This is a genomic window from Pelomonas sp. Root1237 (genome assembly GCF_001425055.1).
GTDB lineage: Bacteria > Pseudomonadota > Gammaproteobacteria > Burkholderiales > Burkholderiaceae_C > Pelomonas.
Genome location: NZ_LMDK01000018.1, coordinates 85,552 through 103,338, shown reverse-complemented (window position 1 = coordinate 103,338; position 17,787 = coordinate 85,552). Strand labels below are relative to the sequence as shown.

Sequence of the window (17,787 nt, the reverse complement as noted above, 5' to 3'; positions counted from 1 at the left end):
TTGCGCGAACGCGCGAGTCATTTCAATCCGGCTTCTCTCGCATGTTCGACCGCATACCGGATCAGCTCCGCCTGCCCGTCCAGCTCCAGCTTGCGCTTGATGCTCTGGCGGTGGGCCTCGACGGTGCGCACCGACAGGTCCAGGTCGCGGGCAATCTGCTTGCTCGACGCGCCCTGCCCCAGCAGGCTGAGGATCTCGCTTTCGCGCGGCGTCAGCACCGGCTTGGGGGCCTGGCCGCGGAATAGCCGGCCTGAGACTGCAGCGCTCAGGAAGGTGCCGCCCGCGGCCACCGCATCGATCGCCGACACGATCTCGGTCGCCGGCGCATCCTTGAGCACATAGCCTCGCGCACCGGCGGTTAGCGCACGTTGCACGTATTCGGGGTTGTCATACATGCTGAACATCAGCAGCCTGATGGACGGCCGGGCGGCCAGCATCTCGGCGCCCAGCGTGATGCCGTTGCCGTCCTTCAAGCCGACATCCATCAGCACGACGTCGGGCGCCGTGCGCATCAATTGCTCCAGGGCCTCGGCACGCCCGCCGGCCTCGCCGACGATCTCGAAGCGCGGCACGGCTGCCAGGCGCGCAACCAGGCCCTCCCGCACCATCGGGTGGTCATCGACGAGCAGGATGCGGATGGGTGTCGGGGTCATGCAGCAGCGCGAGCCAGGTCGGAAGCCGCTAGTTTGACCGTGAGGCGACTGCCCATGCCGGGCGAAGCGAAGAGACTCAGGCGGGCACCGAGGGCGGCCGCCCGTTCGCGCATGCTGCGCAGGCCCAGTCCCCGGTCGGCTGCGGCCTGGGCGGCGTCGGCGTCGAAGCCCTGGCCGTCATCGTTGATTTCCAGCGCCAGGCCACCGTCGCGCTCGAAACGCAGCAGCACGCTCACCGTCGTCGCGTGGGCATGCCGGGCCGCGTTGTTCAGCGCTTCCTGGGCAATGCGGAACAGGGCCGTGTTCACGGCCTCGGGCAAGCCCACCTCCTCACCCTCGACCGCCGCCGAGAAATGCGTGCCACCGGCAGCGTCGAACTCACCCGCCAGATGCTGCAGTGCCGCAGGCAGGCCGAGGGTGTCCAGCAGCGCCGGCCGCAGTGCGTGGGACAGGTGGCGCACCTCGGCCAGCGTGCTGTTCAGGCGCTTCAAGGCCAGCTCCTGCAGCCGCGCAGCGCCCTCGGGTTCGTGCTGGGCGGACTCGATCAGCAGCTTGGTGGCCACCAGCGCCTGGCTGACGCCGTCATGCAGCTCGCGCGCCAGCCGTGCGCGCTCGTCCTCCTGGCTCTGCACGACCTGGCGGGCCAGGGCACGCAGCTTGGCCTCGGCGCTGCGGTGCTCGCTCAGGTTCAGGGCCAGTGCACCGGCGCTGATCAGCGCGACGCCGAAGACGGCGACAGCGCCCACCCACAGCATGGTGGCCGTGATGTTCTGGCGCGCGCCGCGCTCCAGTTCGGCCATCGTGGCCTCGATGCCGTCCAGGTACAGGCCCGTGCCCAGCATCCAGTCCCACTGCGGCACGGTGACGACATAGCCCAGCTTGGGCGCCAGCAGGCTGCTGGACGGCTTGCGCCACAGGTATTCGACATAGCCGCCGCCGGCCTTGGCCTGATTGATGAGCTGCTGGATGGTGGGCCGGCCCTTGGGGTCGCGCATCTCCCAGAGGTTCTGCCCGATCAGATCGGGCTGGCGCGAATGCATCAGCACGTGGCCGTCCAGCGAATAGACGAAGAAATAGCCGTCGCGGCCGTAGTCCAACGAGGACAGGATGGCCAGCGCCCTCTCAGGCCCGCCCGGCTGGCCGAGCAAGGGCTGGATGGTGCTGACCGCCAGGTCGACGTAATGCTTGAGCTCGGTGCGCCGCGCGTCCATATAGCTGGCGCGCACCAGCGCATGCTCGCGCGCCGCCAGCTCGCTTTCCTGCTGGCGCACGGCCAGCGCGATCAGCGCCAACGACGCCAGCAGGGGCAGCAGCGCCAGCAGGAACAGGCGGCCCCGCAGGGACAGGGCCGCCCAGGCTTTCATCAGCGGCCCAAGGTTGCGGCGCTCGGCGCTGCCTTGCGCTGGATCGGCTTCCACCCCTCCAGGCGCTTCAGCACATCGGCAATCGCCGCATCCAGCTGCGTGTCATCGCCGCCGTTGACGGCCGCCGGGTCGAGTTCGACGTCGATGTCCGGCGACACGCCCTCGTTCTCGATGCGCCATTCGCCATCCGGTGTGTAGAAACGAAAGAAGGGCACGGTCAGGAAGCCGCCATCGGCCAGCGGCGGGTTGGCCGAGATGCCAATCAGGCCGCCCCAGGTGCGCTTGCCGATCAGCGGCCCCAGGCCCACGCGCTTGAAGGCATAGGGCATGAAGTCGCCACCCGAACCGGCGTCCTGGTCGATCAGCATGGCCTTGGGGCCGTAGATGGCACCGCCCGGCGTGTCGAAGACGAGGCCGTCACGGTCCTTCCAGCTGCCCAGATACGGCCGCGACAGCAGCTCCGTCACGTAGTTCGCCGCTTGCCCACCGCCATTGCGGCGGTCGTCGACGATCAGCGCCTGCTTGTCGATCTGCGCGAAGAACATGCGGTTGAAGTGCTCGAAGCCCTGGCCCGCAGTGTCGGGCATGTAGACGTAGGCGATCTTGCCGCCGCTCTTTTGCTCCACCTTCCTGCGGTTGCCGTCAATCCAGGCCCAGCGGCGCAGCAGGCTCTCGTTGGCAATGGGCTCGACGGTGATCTCGCGGCGACCCTTGCCGGCGGCGTCCCGCGCGATGGCAATGACGACCTGCTTGCCGACGGTATTTTCCAGCAGCGAATAGATGTTGGTCGGCTCCATCAGCTCATGGCCGTTGATGGCGAGGATGAAGTCCCCTTCCTTCACACCCAGGCCGGCCACCGTCAGCGGCGAGCGCAGATTGGGGCTGAGGCGGTCGCCGGCGTAGAGCCTGGCGACCTTGTAGCGCCCCTGCTCGACGACGAAGTCCGCGCCCAGCAAGCCGACGGCGACGGGCGCCTCCTGATGCACGTCACCACCGCCGGCACGGTTGTGGCCGACCTGCAGTTCGCCAATCATCTGCACGAGCAGGTCGTTCAGATCCTCGCGGCGCTGCACATGGGCCAGTTGCGGCAGGTAGCGGTCATAGACGGCCTGCCAGTTCAACCCATGCATGGCCGGGTCGTAGAAGAATTCCTTCTCCATCCACCAGGCCTCGTCGAAGATCTGCTTCCACTCGGCCCTGGGGTCGACGCGGGCACGCAGGCCCGACAGGTCCAGCGGCTTGCTGTCGCCCTTGTCATTGGCATCGCCCACCTCCAGCTTGCCGCCGGCCACGGTCAGCAGCAGCTTCTTGTGGTCTTCGCTCAGCGAGAACTCGGCAATGCCGGTGCGCAGCAGTTTGGGCTTGCGCTCCTCGAAGTCGAAGCGCCACAGCTCGGCCGTCGCGCGACGCTCGGCCTGCGGCGGCTCGTTGCTGGCGCCGGGTTGCGGGCGCTGCAGATAGAAGAGCGCGCCGTCCGAGGCGACCGCCAGGTTGTCGTAGTTGCGCTCGGCCACCGGCAGGGCCACGACGCGATCGGCCAGGCCATCGAGGTCGACCTTGATCGGCTTGACCGGCTCGGCCTTGGGCTTCTCGTCCTTCTTGGCGTCAGCCTTCTTGTCGTCCTTTTTGTCGTCCTTCTTTTCTTCCTTTTTCTCGTCCTTGTTCTCGTCCTTCTTGTCGTCCTTCTTGCCATCCTCGTCACCCGCCTTGGGCGCCAGCGGCGACTTGCCGTCGGCCGCCAGCACCACGGCGTAGAGGCCGGCGCGGCGCGGGCGCTCCTGTGTGGACAGATCCAGCCCAACCTGGCTGGGGCCGGAGTTGATGGACGCCGTGAAATACAGGTAGTCGCCCTTGGCCGAGAAGGCCGGGTTGCCGGCGTGGGCCAGGCCGTCGGTGACGGCATGGTTGCGGCCGGTCGCCAGGTCGTGCAGCACGATGCGGCTGAAATAGTTCTCGCCCGAGGTCGTGTAGGCCAGCCAGCGGCTGTCCGGCGAGAAGGACACGGCATAGCCGTCGGCGCCGAAGCGGCGCACGTCGGTGGCGACCCTGACGAGCTGGCCGCGCTGCGGGCCGGGCACCAGGCTCAGCCGATAGAGGTTGAGGTGGTTGTCCTGCAGCACGAACTGATTGCCGTCAGGGGACCAGTCCATCAGCGCGAAATAACCCTCCTTGGGCAGCAGGAAGCGCTCCTTCGCCCCCAGGCCGGTCTGGTTCTGCAGCACCAGCTCATGGCGCATGCCCGGGGCGTCGGACAGGTAGGCCACGCGCTGGCCGTCGGCGCTCCACAGCGCGTCCTTCTCGCGCACGCCGGGGCTCTCGGTCAGGTTGCGCACGCTGCCGTCCTTGACCGGCACCGTGAATACCTCGCCGCGGGCGCTGACGACAACGCGCTTGCCGGTGCTGGACAGCTGAGCATGGGTCAGCGTCTTGCCAGCATCCTTCCACTGCGGCCGCGTCTGAGGCGCGATGCTGGTGAGCTGGATGTCGAGCACACGCGGCGTGCCGCCTGCCAGTTCAATCTGCTTGATGCGGCCACCGGACTCGTAGACCAGGGTCGTGCCGACGGCGTCGACGCTGCGCACGTCCCATTGCGTCTCGCGGGTCAGTTGGCGCAGCGATTGGGTCGCCGGGTTGAAAGCGAAGAGATTAGCCGCGCCGTCGGCACGGTCGGAGATGAAAACGACCTCGCTGCCGGCCCAGACCGGTGCGGAGTCGGTCGCATTGACGTGGGGAATCTGCTGCCACTTCTGGCTGGCGACATCCATGACCCACACCGGTGGCGTCGAGCCACCGCGGCTCTGGCGCCAGCCGCTCATGCCGGCATAGGCGGCGTTGTAGGGGCGGTAGGCCAGCTGCTTGCCGTCGGCCGACCAGGCGCCCTCGAAGGCCACGGCCTTCATGACCTGCTTCTCGTAGCCGCCTTCCACGCTGACCTCGTAGAGCTGGTTGCTGCGGTTGTTCAGCACCTCGCGCGGCGAGGCGAACAGCACGCGCTTGCCATCAGGGCTCCAGCCGCTGACGACGTCAGCCGTCGGGTGCCAGGTCAGGCGCTTGGGCGCGCTGCCGTCCAGGCCGATGACGTAGACGTCGGTATTGCCGTCATAGCTGGCCGAGAAGGCGATGCTCCTGCCGTCCGGCGAGAAGCGCGGCGCGAACTCGGCAGCCGCATGGCTGGTCAGGCGCCGGGCATTGCCGCCACTGCGGTCAGCCAGCCAGAGATCGCCGGCATAGACGAAGGCCAGGTGGTCCTTGGAGACGGCGGGCTGGCGCAGCATGAGCGTCGGTTCGGCCGCCAAGGCCGCGCCGGAGGTCATCCAGGCACAGGCCAAAGCCATGGCGATACGGGTCAGGGTCATCGGGATCTCCGATCAGACGAAAACCCGCGACTCTAGTGCGCCTTGGGCGCGGCTCCGAAAGTCAGCGCCGGGCTGAGTTGGCCGTGCCGAGTCAGCCCGGCTGGCGCTTGAACCTGGCCTTCAGGCCGCCGGCGATGATGACCAGGCCGGGTATGAGAATCATGGCCCAGATGATCTTGTCCAGGTTGGTTTTGACCCAGGGCACGTTGCCAAAGACATAGCCGATCAGCGTGACGCCGCAGACCCACAGCACGCCGCCGCCCACGTCATACAGCGTGAACTTGCGCCGCGTCATCTGCGCCACGCCGGCCACGAAGGGCGCGAAAGTGCGCAAAAAGGGCATGAAGCGGGCCGCAACGAGGGTGATGCCGCCGTACTTCTCGTAGAAGGCATGGGCCTTCTCGAAGGCGGCCTTGTTGAAGAAGCGCGAGTCCTCCCACTGGAAGACGCGCGGGCCGAAATGCCGGCCGATGCTGTAGTTGCTCTGGTTGCCGAGGATGGCCGCCGCCGTCAGCAGCGCCATGGACAGGCCCAGGTCCATCAGCCCGACGCCACACATGGCGCCGACGACAAACAGCAGGGAGTCCCCCGGCAGGAAGGGCATGACGACCACGCCGGTCTCGACAAAGATGATCAGGAAGAGCAGCGCATAGACCCAGGCGCCGTAACTCGCGACGAAGTTGGCCAGGTGCTGGTCGACGTGCAGGACGAAGTCGATGAGGAAGGGAAGGAAATCCATGGGCGGCGATTATCCCGGCCCGGACGTGACAGCCGGACGGCGCCGATAATCCCGTCGATGGATTTGCCCCTGCCCGAACTCCCTGCCCCGCGCGCCATCCGCGAACTGCCCGATGAGCTGATCAGCCAGATCGCCGCCGGCGAGGTCGTCGAGCGCCCGGCCTCGGTGGTGCGCGAGCTGGTGGACAACGCGCTGGACGCCGGCGCGAAGAACATCCAGGTCAAGCTGATGGCCGGCGGCGTGCGGGCCATCGTCGTCGAGGACGACGGCTGCGGCATCCCTGTCAACCAGTTGCCCTTGGCGCTCAAGCGCCATGCAACGAGCAAGATCGCCAGCCTGAGTGACCTGGAATCCGTCGCGACGATGGGATTCCGCGGCGAGGCCCTGGCCGCCATCTCGTCGGTCTCCGACATGGCCATTGCCAGCCGCACGGCCGCCGACGCTCACGCCCACCGGCTGGACGCCCGCAGTGGCGAGCTGCAGCCGGCCGCCCGTGCGCGCGGCACCAGCGTCGAGGTGCGCGAGCTGTTTTTCGCCACCCCCGCCCGCCGCAAGTTCCTCAAGACCGACGCCACCGAGCTGGCCCATTGCGTTGAAGCCGTGCGCCGCCATGCGCTGGCGCGTCCCGACGTCGGCTTTGCGATCTGGCACGAAGGCAAGCTCGTCGACCAATGGCGCGCCGCGTCCAGCGAGCAGCGCATTGCCGATGCGCTGGGCGCAGACTTTGTCACCGAGAGCCGCCCCTTCGAGCACAGCTTCGGCCCTCTGGCCCTGACCGGCCGCGCCGGCCTGCCCGAGGCGGCGCGCTCGCGGGCCGACCAGCAATACGTCTGGGTCAATGGCCGCCATGTGCGCGACAAGCTCATCAGCCACGCCGTGCGCTCGGCCTACGAGGACGTGCTGCACGGCCAGCGCCAGCCCAGCTATGTGCTCTTCATCGAGATCGCGCCCGAACTGGTGGATGTGAACGTGCACCCGACCAAGATCGAGGTGCGCTTTCGCGACGGCCGTGCCATCCATCAATCCGTGCGCCGCGCCTTCATCGACGCGTTGGCCCAGTCGCGTGCGGACGCCGCCGGCGTCGAATCGGCCATGGCGCCGCTTGGCTTCGAGCCGACGATGCCGGCCACGCTCTTCGTCTCGGAGCCGCGCCCGGCCTACCAGTCCTATGTGCCGCCCGTGCCGCCGACGGCCGAGCAGGTCAGGCTGTCCCTGGTCCAGCACGAGGCCTTGTGGGCCCCTGGTGAAGCTCCTAAGCCCGCACCTGCGACAGCCGCGCCGACGATCAGCTTGAAGATGAAGTTGCCGGACGAGGACTGGCCGCTGGGCCGCGCCATCGCGCAGATCCAGGGCGTCTACGTCCTGGCCGAGAACAAGCAAGGCCTGGTCATCGTCGACATGCACGCCGCCCACGAGCGCGTCGTCTACGAGCGGCTCAAGGCCAGGCTCGGCGCGACCCAGATCGAAAGCCAGCCGCTGCTGATCCCGGTCAGCTTCGCCGCTACGGCCGAGGAGGTCGCCGCCGCCGAGCAGCATGCCGACACGCTGTCAAAGCTCGGCCTGGATGTCGCCCCGCTGTCCGCCCGCACTTTGGCCGTGCGCTCCCGCCCCGCCCTGCTCGCGGCCTCCGACCTCGTCGCGCTGACCCGCGAGTTGCTCGCCGAGATGGCCCAGTTCGACGCCAGCTCGGTGCTCGAACGCGCCCAGCATGAAATCCTCGCCACCATGGCCTGCCACGGCGCCGTGCGCGCCAACCGGCAATTGACGCTGGACGAAATGAACGCGCTGCTGCGCGACATGGAAGCCACCGAACGCGCCGACCAATGCAACCACGGCCGCCCCACCTGGCGCCAGCTCGACATGCGCGAGCTGGACGCTCTTTTCCTGCGCGGACGCTGAAAGAAAACGATGGCCACCATCACCCTCAAGGGCAAGCCCAAGCCTGCTGCCAAGACTCGCAACGCCGAGGGCGAGAAGCGCGCGCCGGTGCGCGGCAAGGGCGTCTCCAAGCCCCGCACGACGCTTGCCAAGGCGCAAGCCGACCGGGCCGAGCGCGAGGAGCAGTTCCAGAAGTCGCAAGCGCAGCGCGCCGAGCGGCCTGCACCGGCTCGCGACGAGCGGCCGGCTCGCCCGAAGCCGACGGGTTTCAAGTCTGACTGGCAGCAGCAGCCGCGTGGCGATGCGCCGCCGCGCCCCGAGCGTGGCCCGCGTGCACGACCCGACGAGCGCCCGCCGCAATACCGCGGCGACGCGCCACAGCGCCCAGAACGCGCCCCTCGCGCCCGCCCGGACGAACGCCCTCCTGCTGACCGCCCACCGCGCGTCGACCAACGCCGTGTGGCTAACCGCGGCCCCAACTTCGAGCCGCCGCAGCGCCCGCAGCAACGCCGCAACCCGGCTCGCGAAGTCGCGCCCGAGGACGGCGAACGCCTGTCCAAGCGCATGGGCGAGCTCAAGCTCGCCTCGCGCCGCGAGGCCGACGACTGGATTGCCGCCGGCTGGGTGCGCGTCAACGGCAAGGTCGCCGTGCTGGGCCAGCGCGTCGGCCCCGACGTGCAGATCGACATCGACCCCGCCGCCCGCAACCAACAGGCCCAGCTTGTCACCGTGCTGCTGCACAAGCCCATCGGTTACGTCTCGGGCCAGGCCGAAGACGGCTACGAGCCGGCCGTCGTGCTGTTCCAGCCCGAGAACCGCTGGGCGGAAGACGCCTCCGGCATCAAGCCCAACGCCGGCCACCACCGCAACCTGGCTCCCGCCGGGCGGCTGGACATCGACTCCACCGGCCTGCTCGTGCTGACGCAGGACGGCCGCATCGCCCGCGTGCTGATCGGCGACGACTCCGACGTCGAGAAGGAATACCTCGTGCGCGTCGAGTTCGTCGGCCTTCCCGGCGCTGAAGCCGTGCCAGAGGGCACGCTGCCCAACGCGGCGCTGTCGAACAACAAGCTCGCCCTGCTCAACCACGGCCTGGAGCTGGACGGCGAAGAACTCAAGCCCGCCAAGGTCAGCTGGCAGAACGAGCATCAGCTGCGCTTCGTGCTGCGCGAGGGCAAGAAGCGCCAGATCCGCCGCATGTGCGAACTGGTCGGCCTCAAGGTCGTCGGCCTGAAGCGCGTGCGCATCGGCCGCATTCCGCTGGGCCATCTGCCCGTCGGGCAATGGCGCTATCTCGCGCCATGGGAGAAGTTCTGAACCTCGCCGCAGGAAACACAGCCACAGAGGCACAGAGCCACAGAGGAACAGCCTCTTGCTACTGAATTTCTCTGTGCCTCTGTGGCTCTGTGGCTGTGTTGGGCTGTATTGATGAGCGCGCCCTTGTCACCCATTTGCATCGCCGGCCCCACCGGTTGCGGCAAGACGGCAGCGGCTCTCGCCATCGCCGAGGTGCTGCCGGTCGAAATCATCAGCGTCGACTCGGCCCTGGTCTACCGCGGCATGGACATCGGCACGGCCAAGCCCACGGCCGCTGAGCAGGCCGCGGTGCCGCACCATCTCATCGACATCCTTGACCCGACCGAGAGCTATTCGGCCGCCGAGTTCGTGCGCGATGCCAAACGGCTTGCTGCGGAGATCAGCGCGCGTGGCAAGCTGCCGCTGCTGGTGGGCGGCACGATGCTGTACTTCAAGGCGCTGTTCGATGGCCTGTCGACGCTGCCCCAGGCCGACGCCGACCTGCGTGCCGCCATCGACGCCGAGGCGGCCGAGCGCGGCTGGCCAGCGATGCATGCGGAGCTGGCCAAGCTCGACCCTGAAACGGGCGCCCGCTTGGCACCCAACGACAGCCAGCGAATCCAGCGCGCGCTGGAAGTCATCCGCCTGACCGGCCAGCCGCTGAGCGCGCTGCATGCCGCCTCGCGCGACGAAGGCGTGGACTGGCCGCTGTTCTCGCTGGAGCCCAGCGACCGCGCTTGGCTGCACGAGCGCCTGGCGCAGCGTTTCGACGTCATGTTGGCCCAAGGGCTGGTCGACGAGGTCAAGAGCTTGCGGGCCCGTGGCGACCTGAGCCTGGCCTTGCCATCGATGCGTTGCGTCGGCTACCGCCAGGCCTGGGAAGCGCTGGACGCCAACAACTTCTCCGACCTGCGCGAGCGCGGCATTGCCGCCACGCGCCAGTTGGCCAAGCGCCAGATCACCTGGCTGCGCAGCATGCCGCAGCGCCGCGTCATCGCTTGCGACGGCCCCCAACCCATCCCCGAGCTGCTGGTCGGCTTGCAGAGGTTGCTCGCTTGATTCCCCCGCGGGCCGGCGCCGCGCGCAAGGACCCAGAATCCGGTCCATGAGTCTTCTGAGTGCGCGCCGCCTGGCGAAGTCCTACGGCGAGGTGGCCGTGTTTTCCGATGTGGATCTGGACCTGGACGCCGGCGAGATCGTCGCCCTGCTCGGCGAGTCCGGCAGCGGCAAGTCCACGTTGCTGAACTGCCTGGCCGGGCTGGACGAGGCCGACGCCGGCACCATCACGCTGGTGGGCCAGGACCTGCGGGCGCTGGACGATGAGGCCCGCTCGGCGCTGCGGCGCCGCGAGCTGGGATTCATCTTCCAGGCCTTCCATCTGCTGCCGCATCTGAACGTGGCCGACAACGTGGCCCTGCCGCTGCGCCTGCTGGGCCAGCGCGATGACGAACGGGTGCGGCAGATGCTGACGGCGGTGGAACTGGCGCCTCTGGCCGCGCGCATGCCCAGGCAGTTGTCGGGCGGGCAGTTGCAGCGCGTGGCGATCGCGCGGGCCCTGGTGCACCGCCCTCGCCTCGTGCTGGCCGATGAACCCACTGGCAACCTCGACCCGCGCCATGCCGGCGAAGTGCTGGCCCTGCTGCGCCGCTGCACGCAGGAAGCCGGTGCGGCCTGCCTGCTGGTGACGCATTCCGAGCGTGCGGCCGAGGCGGCACACCGCAGGCTTCGGCTGGATGCCAGCGGGCTGCATAGCGCATGACCCTTTGGCGCCATTTCACCTGGCCCGCCTGGCGGGACCAGCCCGGCCGCGTCCTTTTGGCCGTCATCGCCGTCATGCTGGGCGTGGCCCTGGCCTTCGGCGTACATCTGCTCAATGGCGCCGCCCTGACCGAATTCGCGCGTGCGGCGCGCGGCGTCAACGGCCAGCCCGATCTGGTGCTGACGGCCCGCTCCGGCCCGCTGACCGATGCCGACCTCGTCGATCTGCTGAACCGCCCCGAAGTCGCCGCCGCCAACCCCGTCGTCGAGGCCATGGCGCTGTGGCCGGGCCAGGTCGGCCCAGGCGGGCGGGGCCTGTCCATCCGCCTCATCGGCCTGGACCCACTGGCGCTGCTGGCCTCGGCCGCTGCCGGCCGTCCGCTGGCGGCTGAACTGACGCCGCAGGTCGAAGGTGGGCCGGCGGCGCTGCTGAGCCCGCATGTCGTCCACCTGAACGCTGCTGCCCGCAAGCTGCTACCTGGCGGCGCCACCCAGCTGGCGCTGCGCCTGCCAGGCGAAGGCACGCCGCGCGACATCGAGCTGGCCATCGGTGGCCGCGTCGCCGCCGACAACACGCCGCTGGGCGTGCTGGACATCGCCGATGCGCAAGCCCTGTTCGGCCGCGTGGGCAGCCTGGACCGCATCGACGTGCAACTCGCGCCCGGCGTGGACGCCACGGCCTGGACCGCCCGCCTGCCCGCGCGCTGGCTGGCCACGCCGCCGGCCGATACCGGCGCCCGGCTGTCCGACATGACGCGCTCCTACCGCGTCAACCTCGGCCTGCTGGCCCTGATGGCCCTGTTCACCGGCAGCTTCCTCGTCTATGCCGTGCTGTCCCTGGCCACGGCCCAGCGCCTGGCGCAATGGGCGCTGGTGGGCGTGCTCGGCGTATCGGCGCGCATGCGCTGGCGGTTGATCCTGGCCGAAGGCCTGGTCATCGGCCTCGCGGGCACGGCGCTGGGGCTGGCCCTGGGCGTCGGCCTGGCCGCGGGGGCGCTGAAGCTGATGGGCAGCGACCTGGGCTTGCACGGCGCCACCGATTCATCGGCCGAACTGCTGTTCAACCAGCCACTGCTGCTGCCGGCCCTGGTCTACGCGGCACTGGGGCTGGCGGCCACCCTGGTCGCGGCGCTGGCACCCGCACTGACGGTGCGCCGCATCGCGCCCGCGCTCGTGCTCAAGGGCCTGGGCCTGCCGGCGGCGCGCACCTTGCCCGCCTGGGCCGGCCTGGCGCTGCTGGCTGTGGGGGCGTCGCTGGCCTGGCTGCCGCCCGTCTGGGGTGACACACCGGTCGCTGCTTATGCGGCCATGTTCTTTCTGCTGATGGGCGGCCTGGCCCTGGTGCCCGCCCTGGTGCAGCTGATGACGGCGCTGCTCTCGCGCCTGCCGGCAGGCGCCCTGCTGCTGCTGGCCCGCGAACGCAGCCGCGACCAGGCGACCGAAGCGCGCCGGTCGCTGGCCGGCGTCCTGGTTGCCCTGGCCCTGGCCGTGGCCATGACGGTCATGATCGGCAGCTTCCGTGAATCCCTGATGCGCTGGCTGGACCAGGCCCTGCCGGCCGACCTCTACGTGCGCAGTGCGCTGCGGGGCGCCAACGGCATTCCCACACCGCTGCCGCCACCCCTGCTGACGGCGTTGTCGCGCCTGCCCGAAGTCGCCCGCACCTCGCCCCAGCTCACGGCCCGGCTGCGGCTGGCGTCCAGCGGCGAAACCGTGGCCCTGACTGCGCGCGACATCCGGGCCGGTGGCCTGCCTCTCGTCGAACGCTGGACGGGCGCAGCCGCGGAGGGCACTCTGGCGGTCTGGGTCAACGAGGCCGCGCGGGACCGCGACGGGCTGAAGCCGGGCCATGTCTTCCAGGGCGAGCTGGTCGACGGCGGCCGCGCGCTGAAGCTGCAGGTGCGCGGCGTCTGGCGTGACTATTCACGCCAGAACACCGCGCTGTGGATGGCGCTGGACGACTACCGCCGCGCCAGTGGCGACACCAGCACGGCCGAGCTGGCACTCTGGCTGGCACCGGGCCGGTCGCTGGAATCGGCGCGCACCGCGGTTCGCCAGCTCGGCGGCGACAACGTCGAAATGGCCGCGGCGGGCGAGCTGCGCGCGCTGTCGCTGAAGATCTTCGACCGCAGCTTTGCCATCACCGTGTGGCTGCAGGCCGTGGCCCTGGCCGTGGGTCTGTTCGGCGTCATCGCCAGCCAATCGGCTCAGGCCCTGGCGCGCAAACGCGAGTTCGGCCTGCTGCGCCATCTCGGCCTGTCCAGGCGCCAGTTGCAGCGGCTGCTGCTCATCGAGGCAAGCCTGTCGGGCGGCGCGGGCGCGCTGGCCGGGCTGGCGCTGGGCCTGGGCCTGAGCGTGGTGCTCGTCTACGTCGTCAACCCGCAAAGCTTTCACTGGAGCATGGAGATGCATTTGCCGGTTGCGCGCCTAGCAGCCCTGGTCGGCCTGGCCTTCGCGGCGGCGGTCGGCGCTTCGCTGCTGGCCGGCCGGCGCGCCCTCGGCGCTGACGCCGTGCGCGCCGTGAGGGAGGACGCATGAAGCGCCGCGCCCTGTTGCTCGCCGCCCTGCCACTGCCCGCGCGCGCCGCCCTCAACTTCCCGCACGACTTCGGCGCCCACCCGGCCCAGGGCATCGAGTGGTGGTATTTGACGGGCCTGCTCGGCGACAGCAAGAGCGCACCGCCGCGCTTCGGCTACCAGCTGACCTTCTTCCGCCTGCCCGGCCCGGCAGCGGCCGACCATCCCAGCGGACTCGCGGCCAGGCAGTTGCTGCTCGGCCATGTCGCCTTGTCCGACCTGGGTGCGAAGAAGCAACGCCACAGCCAACGGTTGCTGCGCGGCCTGCCCGGCGCGGTGCAGGCCATGGAGGGTGACAGCGACGTCAAGCTGCGCGACTGGACGCTCAAGCGCAGCGGCGACGGCTATCGCGCCGCCTTCAACGGCCCGGGCTTCGCGCTGGCGCTGAACCTGTCCACGCCCGACGCGCCACTGCTGCAGGGCGAGGCCGGCCTGTCCCGCAAGGGGCCCGATCCCGCGCAGTTCAGCCGCTACTACTCGCGCCCCCAACTCGCCACCGAGGCCATACTGACCCTGGACGGCCAACGCCAGCGCCTCACCGGCCGCGCCTGGCTGGACCATGAATGGAGCGACAGCCTGCTGGGCCAGGCGCAAGGTTGGGACTGGCTGGGCATCAACCTCGATGATGGACGCGCGCTGACCCTCTTCCAGCTGCGCCGCAAGGACGGCAGCCGGGACTGGGCCGGCGGCAGCCTGCGCAGCCCCGGCCAGCCCGACCGCAGCTTCACGCCCCAGGAGGTCGAGATGACGCCGCTGCGACACTGGACCAGCCCCGCCACGGGCGCGCGCTACCCGGTCGAGTGGCGGCTGAAGAGCCCAGCTGGCGACATGCTGCTGAGCACGTACTTCGACGCCCAGGAGATCGACGCGCGAAACAGCAGCGGCCTCGTCTATTGGGAAGGTGTCGCCCAGTTGTTCGACCGCGAAAAACGGCCACTCGGCGCCGGCTACCTGGAGTTGACCGGCTACGCAGGGCGCCTGCCACTACCGTGACCCACAATGCGCGCCGAATGTAGCCACGGCAACCCACTCGCCCGACCTTTGGCTGGGACAACCCGGCGCAGCCATGCGCTGCAACTGCTCTGCCACCAGGACCTTGACGACGCGATGCTGGCCCGCACCTACGCCGTGCTGACTGAAAAGCTGTAACCCCATGAGTTCCACGACCGAACGCCCCGCGTCCAAGCAGGCCCGCTCCTTGAGCGGCCTGCTGCCCTTCCTGCGCCCCTACCGCGGCCGCATCGCGCTGGCCTTTGCAGCCCTGTTGCTATCTGCCATGGCCACGCTGGCCTTCCCGCTGGCGCTGCGCGGCCTCATCGACGCCGGATTCGAGGCCGCCAACCCCGGCGAGAAGCTGATGGCGTTGCGCGAGCATTTCCTCGCGATGTTCGCCGTCGGCGCCGCACTGGGGCTGTTCTCGGCGTCGCGCTTCTACATGGTCACCTGGCTGGGCGAGCGCGTGACGGCCGACATGCGCAACGCCGTCTACACCCATGTGCTGCGCCAGAGCCCTGAGTTCTTCGAGACGACGCAGACCGGCGAGGTGCTCTCCCGCATCACGACGGACACCACCGTCGTGCAGACCGTCGTCGGCTCCAGCCTGTCCATGGGACTGCGCAACATGGTCATGGGCATCGGCGCGCTGGTCATGCTCATCGTCACCAATCCCTATGTGATGGGCCAGGTGCTGGGCATCCTGGTGCTGGTCGTGGCGCCGGCGCTCTACTTCGGCCGCCGCGTGCGCAAGCTCTCGCGCGCCAGCCAGGACCGTGTGGCTGACACCTCGGCCATCGCCGCCGAGGTGCTGAACGCCGTCACCGTCGTGCAGAGCTACACCCAGGAGGCCGCCGAGGCCAAACGCTTCTCCGCCGCCAGCGAGGCCGCCTTCGATACCGCACGCAAGCGCACGCGCATCCGCAGCTTCATGGTCGCCTTCATCATCACGGCCGTCTTCGGCGCCATGCTGTGGGGCCTCTACCAGGGCACGCAGGCCGTCATCGCCGGCAAGATCTCGGCCGGCCACCTGGGCCAGACCGTCGTCTACGTGACCCTGCTGGTCAGCAGCGTGGCCGTGCTGGCCGAAGTCTGGGGCGACGTGCTGCGCGCGGCGGGTGCGACCGAGCGCCTCATCGAGCTGATGGAAGCGCGCTCCCCGGTGGCCGAACCCGCAGCGCCGAAGGCCTTGACGGCCGCGCAGGGCGGCAGCCGTGTCGAGTTCGACGCCATCACCTTCAACTACCCCTCACGGCCCGCCACGGCGGCGCTGGACCGGCTCAGCCTGAACATCGCGCCCGGCGAGACCGTCGCCCTGGTCGGCCCCAGCGGCGCCGGCAAGAGCACGGTGCTGCAACTGCTGCTGCGCTTTTACGACCCGCAGTCCGGCTCGATCCGGCTCAACGGCGTCGAGACCCGCGAACTGAGCCTCAAGGACCTGCGCGCCAACATCGGCCTGGTGCCGCAGGACAGCGTCATCTTCTCGACCTCGGCGATGGAGAACATCCGCTACGGCCGCCCCGCGGCAACGGACGAGGAGGTCATCGCCGCCGCCAAGGCCGCCTTTGCCGACGACTTCATTCGCGCCCTGCCCGAGGGCTATCAAAGCTTCCTGGGCGAGCGCGGCGTGCGCCTGTCCGGCGGCCAGCGCCAGCGCATCAGCATCGCCCGCGCCATGTTGAAGAACCCGCCGCTGCTGCTGCTGGACGAAGCGACGAGCGCGCTGGACGCCGAAAGCGAACGCGTTGTGCAGGCCGCACTGGAAGCAGCCATGCAGCACCGCACGACGCTGGTCATCGCCCACCGCCTGGCCACCATCCAGAAGGCGGATCGCATCGTCGTGCTGGACGCCGGCCGCATCGTCGACATCGGCCGTCATGATGAGCTGGTAGCGCGGGGCGGGCTGTATGCGAAGTTGGCGTCGATGCAGTTTGGGCTGAAGGCCGACGCGCAAGCCGCTGCTTGAACGGCTGGTCCTGGGGGCGGGACGCCCCCCGTCCTGCGCCATGCGCTTGGCCGGGCCTTAGAACGAATCTTCCCGCATGAAAAAACTCGCCTTTGCATTGATCCCCACACTGCTGCCCATGGCCATCGCGGCCCAGACGCTGGTCTATGTCGGCACCGACACCGGCGGCGAGAGCAAAGGCATCTACGTCTCCACCCTTGACGAGACCACCGGCGCGCTGTCCCCGCCGCTGCTGGCCGCCGCCATCGGCAACCCGGGCTTCCTCACCACGCACCCGAGCAAGCCCTTTGTCTACTCGGTCGCAGCCGGCCGCGCCGCGGATGGGTCCTGGAAAGAGGAAGTTGCCGCGTTCACCGTGCAGGACGACGGCCGCCTGGTGCTGCTCAACACCCGGCCCTCGGGCGGCAACGGCCCTTGCCACATCTCCGTCGATGCCGGTGGGCGCGTGCTGCTGCTGGCCAACTACAACGGGGGCGACGTCGTGTCCTACCCCATCCAGGGCGACGGCAGCCTGGGGCCGGCGGCCTCCACGGTCCAGCATGAGGGCGCCAGCGTCAACCCACAGCGCCAGCAGCAACCCCACCCGCACGGCATCTACCCCGGCCCGACCCAGACCCGCGCCTACGTGCCCGACCTGGGGCTGGACAAGGTGGTTATCTATCGGCTGGACGCGGCGAGCGGCCGGCTCTCGCCGAACGTTCCTGCCTACGCCACCACCGAGCCCGGCGGCGGCCCGCGCCACCTCGCCTTCCATCCGAATGGCCGCTACGCCTACGTGAACCTGGAGCTGACCTCCCGCGTGGCCGCCTACCGCGTGGATGCGGTGACCGGCGCGATGGAGGGCTTTCAAGTGCTATCCAGCCTGCCGCCCGGCACCAAGGCCGAAGGCAACAGCACCGCCGAGATTCTGGTCCACCCAGGCGGCCGGTTCCTCTACGTGTCCAACCGCGGACACGACAGCATCGCGATGTTCGCCATCGACGCGCAGGACGGTTCGCTGCGCTTCATCGAGGCGACGAGCACCGGCGGGCACATGCCGCGCAGTTTTGGCATCGTGCCGGGCGGGCGCTTTCTGGTGGCGGCCAATCATGACAGCGGCAACGTCACCGTTTTTCGCATGAATCCCGAGCACGGCACGCTGTCACGCGTTGGCGGCGAGGTAACGGTTGACCAGCCTGCGTACGTTCGCTTCTTGCGGCGCTAGACGA

The 17,787-nt window shown here is 69.4% G+C and carries 12 protein-coding genes; 8 read left to right on the top strand and 4 right to left on the bottom strand.

The features are described 5' to 3' along the window. Window positions 1–17: 17 nt before the first annotated feature. From ASC91_RS21235 to ASC91_RS21220, 4 genes are all read right to left on the bottom strand, one after another. Complete coding sequence (locus ASC91_RS21235; protein ID WP_056201590.1) at window positions 18–653, bottom strand: response regulator transcription factor; 636 nt, start codon at window positions 651–653, stop codon at window positions 18–20. Next, window positions 650–2,017 carry a cache domain-containing protein gene (locus ASC91_RS21230; protein WP_235532047.1) on the bottom strand — a complete coding sequence of 456 codons (1,368 nt, stop codon included), beginning with the start codon at window positions 2,015–2,017 and terminating at the stop codon, window positions 650–652. The genes ASC91_RS21235 and ASC91_RS21230 overlap by 4 nt, the downstream gene beginning before the upstream one ends. After that, on the bottom strand, window positions 2,017–5,373 hold the full coding sequence (locus tag ASC91_RS21225; RefSeq protein WP_082532889.1) for a S41 family peptidase: 3,357 nt from the start codon (window positions 5,371–5,373) through the stop codon (window positions 2,017–2,019). Before ASC91_RS21225 ends, ASC91_RS21230 begins: the two co-directional genes overlap by 1 nt. A gap of 91 nt (window positions 5,374–5,464) precedes the next feature. Continuing rightward, window positions 5,465–6,112, bottom strand: coding sequence for a DedA family protein (locus tag ASC91_RS21220; RefSeq protein ID WP_056201588.1), 648 nt, complete (start codon window positions 6,110–6,112; stop codon window positions 5,465–5,467). Window positions 6,113–6,169: 57 nt separating this feature from the next. Between ASC91_RS21220 and mutL the strand changes: the two genes are divergently transcribed. The 8 genes from mutL (at window position 6,170) to ASC91_RS21180 (ending at window position 17,783) form a co-directional block, all read left to right on the top strand. Next, window positions 6,170–8,011 carry a DNA mismatch repair endonuclease MutL gene (mutL, locus tag ASC91_RS21215; RefSeq protein WP_056201585.1) on the top strand — a complete coding sequence of 614 codons (1,842 nt, stop codon included), beginning with the start codon at window positions 6,170–6,172 and terminating at the stop codon, window positions 8,009–8,011. 9 nt (window positions 8,012–8,020) lie between these two features. Beyond that, window positions 8,021–9,307, top strand: a complete 1,287-nt coding sequence (locus ASC91_RS21210; protein WP_056201582.1) for a pseudouridine synthase — start codon at window positions 8,021–8,023, stop codon at window positions 9,305–9,307. A gap of 111 nt (window positions 9,308–9,418) precedes the next feature. Next, window positions 9,419–10,345, top strand: coding sequence for a tRNA (adenosine(37)-N6)-dimethylallyltransferase MiaA (gene miaA / locus ASC91_RS21205; RefSeq protein ID WP_056201579.1), 927 nt, complete (start codon window positions 9,419–9,421; stop codon window positions 10,343–10,345). A 46-nt stretch (window positions 10,346–10,391) separates the two neighbouring features. Continuing rightward, window positions 10,392–11,045, top strand: coding sequence for an ABC transporter ATP-binding protein (locus ASC91_RS21200; RefSeq protein ID WP_056201577.1), 654 nt, complete (start codon window positions 10,392–10,394; stop codon window positions 11,043–11,045). Further along, complete coding sequence (locus ASC91_RS21195; RefSeq protein ID WP_056201574.1) at window positions 11,042–13,582, top strand: ABC transporter permease; 2,541 nt, start codon at window positions 11,042–11,044, stop codon at window positions 13,580–13,582. The genes ASC91_RS21200 and ASC91_RS21195 overlap by 4 nt, the downstream gene beginning before the upstream one ends. Then, complete coding sequence (locus tag ASC91_RS21190) at window positions 13,579–14,613, top strand: lipocalin-like domain-containing protein (protein ID WP_056201570.1); 1,035 nt, start codon at window positions 13,579–13,581, stop codon at window positions 14,611–14,613. The genes ASC91_RS21195 and ASC91_RS21190 overlap by 4 nt, the downstream gene beginning before the upstream one ends. Before the next feature lie 160 nt (window positions 14,614–14,773). Next, complete coding sequence (locus ASC91_RS21185) at window positions 14,774–16,579, top strand: ABC transporter transmembrane domain-containing protein (protein ID WP_056201566.1); 1,806 nt, start codon at window positions 14,774–14,776, stop codon at window positions 16,577–16,579. Window positions 16,580–16,655: 76 nt separating this feature from the next. Next, window positions 16,656–17,783 carry a lactonase family protein gene (locus ASC91_RS21180; RefSeq protein ID WP_056201564.1) on the top strand — a complete coding sequence of 376 codons (1,128 nt, stop codon included), beginning with the start codon at window positions 16,656–16,658 and terminating at the stop codon, window positions 17,781–17,783. Window positions 17,784–17,787: the final 4 nt, after the last annotated feature.

Excerpts from the sequence above, each read along its gene's own strand:
- ASC91_RS21190 (WP_056201570.1), top strand. The coding sequence starts at position 13,579 with ATGAAGCGCCGCGCCCTGTTGCTCGCCGCCCTGCCACTGCCCGCGCGC.
- mutL (WP_056201585.1), top strand. The coding sequence starts at position 6,170 with ATGGATTTGCCCCTGCCCGAACTCCCTGCCCCGCGCGCCATCCGCGAA.
- ASC91_RS21220 (WP_056201588.1), bottom strand. The coding sequence starts at position 6,112 with ATGGATTTCCTTCCCTTCCTCATCGACTTCGTCCTGCACGTCGACCAG.
- ASC91_RS21235 (WP_056201590.1), bottom strand. The coding sequence starts at position 653 with ATGACCCCGACACCCATCCGCATCCTGCTCGTCGATGACCACCCGATG.
- ASC91_RS21230 (WP_235532047.1), bottom strand. The coding sequence starts at position 2,017 with ATGAAAGCCTGGGCGGCCCTGTCCCTGCGGGGCCGCCTGTTCCTGCTG.
- ASC91_RS21200 (WP_056201577.1), top strand. The coding sequence starts at position 10,392 with ATGAGTCTTCTGAGTGCGCGCCGCCTGGCGAAGTCCTACGGCGAGGTG.
- ASC91_RS21185 (WP_056201566.1), top strand. The coding sequence starts at position 14,774 with ATGAGTTCCACGACCGAACGCCCCGCGTCCAAGCAGGCCCGCTCCTTG.
- ASC91_RS21225 (WP_082532889.1), bottom strand. The coding sequence starts at position 5,373 with ATGACCCTGACCCGTATCGCCATGGCTTTGGCCTGTGCCTGGATGACC.
- miaA (WP_056201579.1), top strand. The coding sequence starts at position 9,419 with ATGAGCGCGCCCTTGTCACCCATTTGCATCGCCGGCCCCACCGGTTGC.
- ASC91_RS21180 (WP_056201564.1), top strand. The coding sequence starts at position 16,656 with ATGAAAAAACTCGCCTTTGCATTGATCCCCACACTGCTGCCCATGGCC.
- ASC91_RS21210 (WP_056201582.1), top strand. The coding sequence starts at position 8,021 with ATGGCCACCATCACCCTCAAGGGCAAGCCCAAGCCTGCTGCCAAGACT.
- ASC91_RS21195 (WP_056201574.1), top strand. The coding sequence starts at position 11,042 with ATGACCCTTTGGCGCCATTTCACCTGGCCCGCCTGGCGGGACCAGCCC.